Below are 353 nucleotides of genomic sequence, written 5' to 3'. Positions count from 1 at the left end.
AGAAAAATGGAATAATTATCTTACCGGCATGACTTATTCCATGACTCTTCGTGCTGCTGCCAATGAATACAATATTGATTTGAAAACCTCCTTCCGATGGCGTCACCGCTTCCTGGAAGTTATCAATAACGATCAGGCTGAGAAGCTTTCGGGCATCACTGAGCTTGACGAAACTTTTTTCCGTGAATCCTTTAAAGGGCAGAGAGAAGGTCTGCCAAGACCCTCTCGCAAACGCGGTAATGATCAGAACAAAACCAGAAAAGTCCCGGTAATGGTGGCTCGTGACCGTAATCGGCACACTGTTGATGGTGTTTTAGAAAACGAGAGTGCAAATGAGTTGTGTCGTCATTTGA

Annotated in this window: 1 protein-coding gene; it reads left to right on the top strand. The window is 44.5% G+C overall.

Translation table 11 applies throughout. The annotated features are described in order from the left end of the window. The coding region (locus EOPP23_RS21395) for an IS1595 family transposase (RefSeq protein ID WP_194842709.1) at positions 1–353 on the top strand (353 nt) is incomplete at both ends.

The sequence above is a fragment of the Endozoicomonas sp. OPT23 genome (assembly GCF_009653635.1).
Lineage (GTDB): Bacteria > Pseudomonadota > Gammaproteobacteria > Pseudomonadales > Endozoicomonadaceae > Endozoicomonas_A.
Note: the sequence above shows the minus strand (reverse complement) of the source record. Positions and strands in the feature narration are given on the sequence as shown.